The organism is Streptomyces corynorhini (genome assembly GCF_003346515.1).
Taxonomy (GTDB): Bacteria; Actinomycetota; Actinomycetes; order Streptomycetales; family Streptomycetaceae; genus Streptomyces; species Streptomyces corynorhini.
On sequence record NZ_QQNA01000447.1, the window covers coordinates 1 to 6,125 of the forward strand.

Consider the following 6,125-nt stretch of genomic DNA (forward strand, 5'->3'; position numbering starts at 1 on the left):
CGAGTACGGCCCGGCGCGCGCTGCCGCAGGGGCTGAGCGCGCGCCGGGCCGTACTCGCCGAGCCGCTGTCCGTCGCGCTGCACGCCGTACGCAGGGCCGGGGACGTCGCGGGCAAGCGGGTGCTCGTCACCGGCGCCGGGCCCATCGGGCTGCTGGTCGTCGCGGTCCTGCGGCACTTCGGCGCCGCCGAGATCATCGTCAGCGACCTCCTGGACGAGCCGCTCGCGCTGGCCACCCGTGTCGGCGCCACCGCGACCGTACGGGCGGACCGCCCCGAGGAGGGGACGCGGGCGCGGGACGCCGATGTCGCCATCGAGGCGTCCGGCGCCCCGGCCGGGCTGCGTACCTGCGTGGAGCGGGTACGGCGCGGCGGCACCGTGGTGCTGCTGGGGCTGCTGCCGCCCGGGGAGACCGGGTTCCCGGGGAACGTCGTGGTGACCCGCGAGATCACCCTGCGCGGCTCCTTCCGCTTCGACACGGACTTCGACGACGCCCTCGCGCTGCTGGCCGACGGGATCGACGTCGAGCCCGTCATCACCCACACGTTCCCGCTGGCGCGGGCGGGCGAGGCGTTCGAGCTGGCGGGGGACCGCTCCCGCGCGTCCAAGGTGCTGCTCGACCTACTCGACGTCTCCGCCGCTGCCGTCTCCCGTTCCGACGTCTCCCGTTCCGACGCCTCCGGAACCGCCAGCGCCGAGTAGCCGCCAGCCGCTGCCCGCCGGGGCACCCGGGCGGTGGAACGGGGTGGGGAGCAGCGGCGTGAAGCGGTCCCAGCGGGAGACCTCGCAGCCGTCGGTGCGCGCGAAGCGCGCGTCCACGGCGCGCGCCGCCCAGACCCCGGTCACCCGCGCGGTGGCAGGACCGCCGTCCTGGGCGGCGCACTTGGCGCGGTCCGGCGACGGCGCGAAGGTGTCCCGGCCCCACTTCGTCAGGGCGTCGAGCGCCGCGCACGCCTCCTGGACGGCCCGGTGGGTGCCGCCACCCGGGTGGCAGTACAGCTCGAAGGTCCCGTCCGTACGGGCGGAGCCGGAGTGGGCGACGGTCACGGTGAGGTGATCCACGGGGGCCGGGGCCGTTGCCGGGGCCGTTGCCGGGGCCGTTGCCGGGGCCGTTGCCGGGGCAGCTCCCGGGGCCGCCGACGCCGCCGCGACCGGAGCGGTGACAGCCAGCAGCAGGGCGGCGGCGAGCGCTGTTCGTACGGGCATGGTGCGTTGCCTCCAGGGGGACGCGGGGTATGAGCGGCGCGTACAGGCGGACGCGGTACGTGTCCCGCGAGCCGATGCGTACAGCACAACCCACCACCGCCCGCCCCGCCTCCCACGACCGCCCGCTTCACCCGAACGAGGGCGCGCGTATCCGCCTCCCCCGAGCCCTCCCCGTCTCCGAGTCCGAGTCCGACTCGGACTCGGACTCGGACTCCGACTCGGACTCGGACTCCGACTCGGACTCGGAGCAGCGCATGGTCAGGCGGCCCCAGCCCCTTTCTTGAGCGATCGATCCAGATAGGTTACGGTGGAGCCATGGCAAGGACCCGGGAGTTCGACACCGAAGCGGCGGTGAGCCGCGCCATGGATCTGTTCTGGATACGTGGCTACGAGGCCACCTCGGTCCGCGACCTGACCCAGCAGCTGGGGATCGGGCAGGGATCCCTGTATGCCGCGTTCGGCGACAAGGAGGGCCTGTACCGGGCGGCACTGGAGCACTACCGCACCACCCTCGCGGCGGCTGCCCTGCGCAGCCTGGAAGAGGGAGCGGACGCCCGCTCCGCGATCCGTACGATGCTGGTCGAGCGGGTCCGGATCGCCGTGGCAGACGGCGGCCGGGGCTGCCTGGCGGTCAACGCCGCCTGCGAGCGCCTGCCGAAGGACGCGGCGATCCGGCGCACCGTGCGGGACATGCAGGACGCCAGCCGGGACGCGCTCGCGGAGGTGCTGCGGGTCGCGGCGGAGCGGGGCGAGATCGCGACGCGGCGCGACCCGCACACGCTGGCCGCCTACCTCGTCACGTTCCTCAACGGACTGCTGGTCTCCGCGAAGATCACCCCGGACGTCCGCGCCCTCGAACCCCTCGTGGAGGTCGCCCTGGCCGCCCTCGACTGATTTTTTCGTACCCGCAAACTGTATCGAACGATCCAGAAAAGGGGCCGGATCCCGCGCGGGACGCGGACCGGATCCCGCGCGGGCCCCGCAATCCGGCGCCATCCAGCCGCACTTCATCGACTACCGAGGAGAACCCATGCTTCCCACAGACACCCCGAACACAGCCGCTCTCGGCGGCAGCCGCTGGAACACCTTCCCCGCGGCCGGCACCACCCTGACCGCGCGCGCGTTCTTCACCGCCACCGAGCCGCTGCTCCAGGGCGTCATCGATGACAACGCCCTCACCAGCGCCGACGGCGAGGTGCTGAAGGACCAGATCCGCGCGACACTCGCCCTCGGCACCCGAGAGACCTCCCTGCCGCTGGCCATCGGCCCGGACAGCGCCCCGGCAGCGCGCGAACTGGGCGCACAGGCCGAGACGATCGGCCGGCAGCTCGCCTCCTGGGCCACCTCAGCCCTGGAGAGGCTGCTCACCGACCGGATACCGCTGCCCGCGGGGCCGCTGGCCGTCCGCAGCCACTGCTACGGCCACCTGCTCACCCCTCCCGCGGCCGATCTGCTCCTCGGCCGGCGCGGCGGCCCCGTCACCATGCAGCTTTACAACGAGTGGCTCCACCAGATCGTCCTGCTGCGCGACGCCCTGCTGCCCTTCACCAACTGGCAGGACGTCCCGCTACGGATCACCCCGACCGGACTGCGGCACACCGAACCGGCCCGCGACGCGTTCCTCACCGAACTCCTGGTCCGCCAGATCCGGCACACCAGCATCGTGGACTTCGCCCGCACCGCCGTCACCGGCGCCTCAGGACCGGCCGGCTACGGCTTCGAAGCGGACGGCGGCACCGCCCTGCCCGCCGTCCTCGACCGGCCGCCCCTGACCGCGCCCCGGCACCTGCTGACCTGGCGCCCCGACCCGGCCGCCGAAGACACCGTCACGTACGCCGCCGACGTGCGGGACTACTACGCCGCCCCCCGTACCCTCGTCGAGGATCTGCCGCCCGTCGGCACCGCATCGGGGCCGTTCGCCGCCCGTACCGTCACCGGGCCGGTCACCGACGGGACCCGCACCGCCCGTATCGAGGTCACCCACGACGGCACCACCGCCCACGTCGACCTCGGCCAGGCCCTGCGCGGCCACCGCTTCGCCCACCGCCCGGACCCCGCCGCAGGTGACACACACTCCGATGCCGCGCCCCGCACCGCTGCCGCGTGGTCCGCACTGCGCGCACCGGGGCTGGTGTGGACGCGGGCAGGCGAGGTCACCCTGGACGCCACCGGCCAGGACGACCTCGTCGTACTGGCCCTGCTCGGCCGGCTCTACCCGGAGAACGTCACCCTGCGCCCCGCCGGCCGTTCCGCCGCCCGCCCCGCTGCCCGGACCACCTCGGACGGCACCGGGCCGAGCCGTCTGGTGGCCCTCGTCGACCCGCCACAAGCCCACTGACACCCGCATCGCGACGTACACCGGGACAAAGGACACCGGGAAGGGCGGGAGGACATGATGTCCGACCACGCCGGAACGCCCGTCCGCACGGGCCGGGCCGCCGTCGGCGGAACGAGTCCGCACCACCCGACGGGCAGAGGCACCGGTTTCTGTGATCCGGTTTCTGTGATCGGTTTCTGTGATCCGGTTTCTGTTATCCGGCTCCCGCCGCTCCGTCTCCTGTACGTCCAGGCGGAATCCGACAGGAGCGATTCAGTGAGTCAAACGGGTCAGAGGAACAGCGCGCGGACCATCAGCCGACGCACCGTGCTGCGCGTCGCGGGCGGGGCGGGCGTCGCGGGCGCGGGGGTGGCGGTGCTCGGGTCCACGGCCACCTCGGCGTTGGCCGCCCAGGCCGCCCCGGCGGCCCCGGCGGCCCCCGCCGCACCGGCCGAGGGGGCCTTCGCGCATCCCGGACTCCTGCACACCCAGGCCGACTTCGAGCGGATGGCGGCCAAGGTCAAGGCGGGCGAGGCGTTCTACAAGGAGGGGTTCGCCAAGCTGGCGGCCAACGGCCACTCGCAGAGCACCTACAAGCCGAACGCGCTGGCGACCGTCATCCGCGGCGGTGACGGCGAGAACGTCGGCACCCTCGCCAACGACGTCCACGCCGCGTACCAGAACGCCCTGCGCTGGAAGGTCACCGGCGACAAGGCCCACGGGGACACCGCCCGGGACATCCTCAACGCCTGGTCGGCGACGTTCACCACGCTGGGCGGCAACGCCGACCGGTTCATCGCGGCGGGCATCCACGGCTACCAGTTCGCCAACGCCGCCGAGATCATGCGCGGTTACGAGGGCTTCGACCTCGCCCGCTTCCAGAAGATGATGCTCACCGTCTTCTACCCGATGAACGACTCGTTCCTGAAGGACCACAACGGCGCCTTCGTCACCAACTACTGGTCCAGCTGGGACCTGCTGACCGTCGCGTCCGTCCTCGCCATCGGCGTCCTGTGCGACGACCGGGCCAAGGTCGACCAGGCCGTCACCTACTTCAAGACCGGCGCGGGCAACGGCTCCATCAAGCACGTCATCACCGAGATCCACCCCGGCAACCTCGGCCAGTGGACGGAGGTCGGCCGCGACCAGGGACACGCGCTGCTCTCGCTCGGCCTGATGGCGACCATCTGCGAGATGGCCTGGAACCAGGGCATCGACCTGTACGGGTACGACGACAGCCGGTTCCTCAAGGGCGCCGAGTACGTCGCCAAGTGGAACCTGGGCGAGGACGTCCCGTACACCCCGTACACCTGGGAGAAGGGGGCGCCCGGCGCCTGGTCGGGCACGGAAACGTTCACCGAGGCGGCCGAGGGCGGCCGGGGGCAGATACGGCCGATCTGGGAGAGCGTCTACCACCACTACGTGAAGCGCCGGGGCCTGGCCGCGCCGTACGTCACCGCCATCACCAAGCAGGTACGGCCCGAGGGCGGCGGCGGGGACTACGGCAGCGGCGGCGGCTTCGACCACCTGGGCTTCGGCACACTGGCGTTCACCCGGGACGCGTCCCCGGTGGCGAAGCAGAGCGCCCCGGCGCAGCGCGCGGAGAGCGAGCCGACGGCGGCAGCGGCGGCGGGCGTGGGCACGGGCTCGGCCTCAGGGTCCGGCTCGGGATCGGGATCGGGATCGGTCTCCGCGTCCCCGAGTCCGGGTACGGGTACGGGTACGGGTACGGCGACGGCGACGGGCGCGGCCGACGAGGGCGGCGCCAAGCCCCAGGGCGGCGCGGGCGACCTCGCCGCCACGGGCGCCGGGGGGATCACGGCGATGGTCGGCACCGCCGTGGCGGCGCTCGCGGGCGGCTTCGTCCTGCTGCGCAAGCGCCGCGCGGGCGGCGGCGACGCGTAACGGCGACCGGCGCTTCCCCGGTCCCGCAGGGGCGGACCGGGGAGGCGGACCGGGGAGGCGGACCGGGGAGGCGGACCGGGGAGGCGGACCCGGAACGTGGCGTCACACGAACAGGAACGCCGCCGCCGTCATCGCCCCCAGCCCCGTTCCCGCGACCGTCTGCGCGACCGTGTGGTACTTCAGCGCCACGCGCGACCAGCACACCGCCAGTGTCATCCCGTACCCCAGCAGCCACCACGGCGAGTGCGCGGCGGCCGTCAGCGCCACGACCGCCGAGCCCACGGCGGCGTCCACCGAGATCTTCCACACGGTGTTGACGGCCAGGAGGACGACGGTCATCGCCCACAGCCCGAGCATCGCGACGAGGATGCCGCGCGGGGCGCCGCCGAGGACCATCACCAGCGAGCCGACGCCGATGGAGCCCAAGATGACGAAGAAGATCGGCGCGCGCTTCGTACGGTCGACGACATGCCGGTCGCCCCACGTGCCGCGCTTGCGCTCCCACTCGATGTAACCGGCCGGGACGATCCCGGCGGACAGCGCGGCGAGCAGACCCCACGGCAGCCCGGTCCAGTCGCCCGCCGCCGCCACTCCGACGGCGACCATGCCGACCAGCAGGAGGTTGCGGGGCTGGAAGACGTTGGTGACCGTACGGGCGGTGGCGAGGTAACGGCTCCCGGCCTCACCCGCCGCGTCCG

At 73.4% G+C, this 6,125-nt stretch carries 6 protein-coding genes; 4 read left to right on the forward strand and 2 right to left on the reverse strand.

Annotated features, from left to right (window positions below; translation table 11 throughout):
• Positions 1-701, forward strand: a 701-nt coding sequence (locus DVH02_RS34310) for a zinc-binding dehydrogenase (RefSeq protein WP_147286214.1), incomplete at its 5' end; no start/stop codon positions are given.
• On the opposite strand, the gene DVH02_RS34315 is transcribed toward DVH02_RS34310, so the two are convergent.
• Positions 621-1,205: an SSI family serine proteinase inhibitor gene (locus DVH02_RS34315; RefSeq protein WP_114627730.1), complete on the reverse strand. Its 585-nt coding sequence runs from the start codon at positions 1,203-1,205 to the stop codon at positions 621-623. The two genes, DVH02_RS34310 and DVH02_RS34315, sit on opposite strands and share 81 nt — an antisense overlap.
• 315 nt (positions 1,206-1,520) lie before the next feature.
• Here DVH02_RS34315 and DVH02_RS34325 point away from each other — a divergent pair, with 315 nt between their 5' ends.
• From DVH02_RS34325 to DVH02_RS34340, 3 genes are all read left to right on the forward strand, one after another.
• Positions 1,521-2,099, forward strand: coding sequence for a TetR/AcrR family transcriptional regulator (locus tag DVH02_RS34325; RefSeq protein ID WP_114627732.1), 579 nt, complete (start codon positions 1,521-1,523; stop codon positions 2,097-2,099).
• A 136-nt stretch (positions 2,100-2,235) separates the two neighbouring features.
• The gene (locus DVH02_RS34330) at positions 2,236-3,543 is read left to right on the forward strand and encodes a hypothetical protein (protein WP_199566524.1); all 1,308 of its coding nucleotides are present in this window, start codon (positions 2,236-2,238) and stop codon (positions 3,541-3,543) included.
• 255 nt (positions 3,544-3,798) lie between these two features.
• Entirely contained in the window at positions 3,799-5,427 is a 1,629-nt protein-coding gene (locus DVH02_RS34340; protein ID WP_233518644.1) for an alginate lyase family protein, read from the forward strand.
• Positions 5,428-5,529: 102 nt separating this feature from the next.
• Here DVH02_RS34340 and DVH02_RS34345 read toward each other — a convergent pair.
• Positions 5,530-6,125, reverse strand: a 596-nt coding sequence (locus DVH02_RS34345; RefSeq protein WP_233518645.1) for a phosphatase PAP2 family protein, incomplete at its 5' end; no start/stop codon positions are given.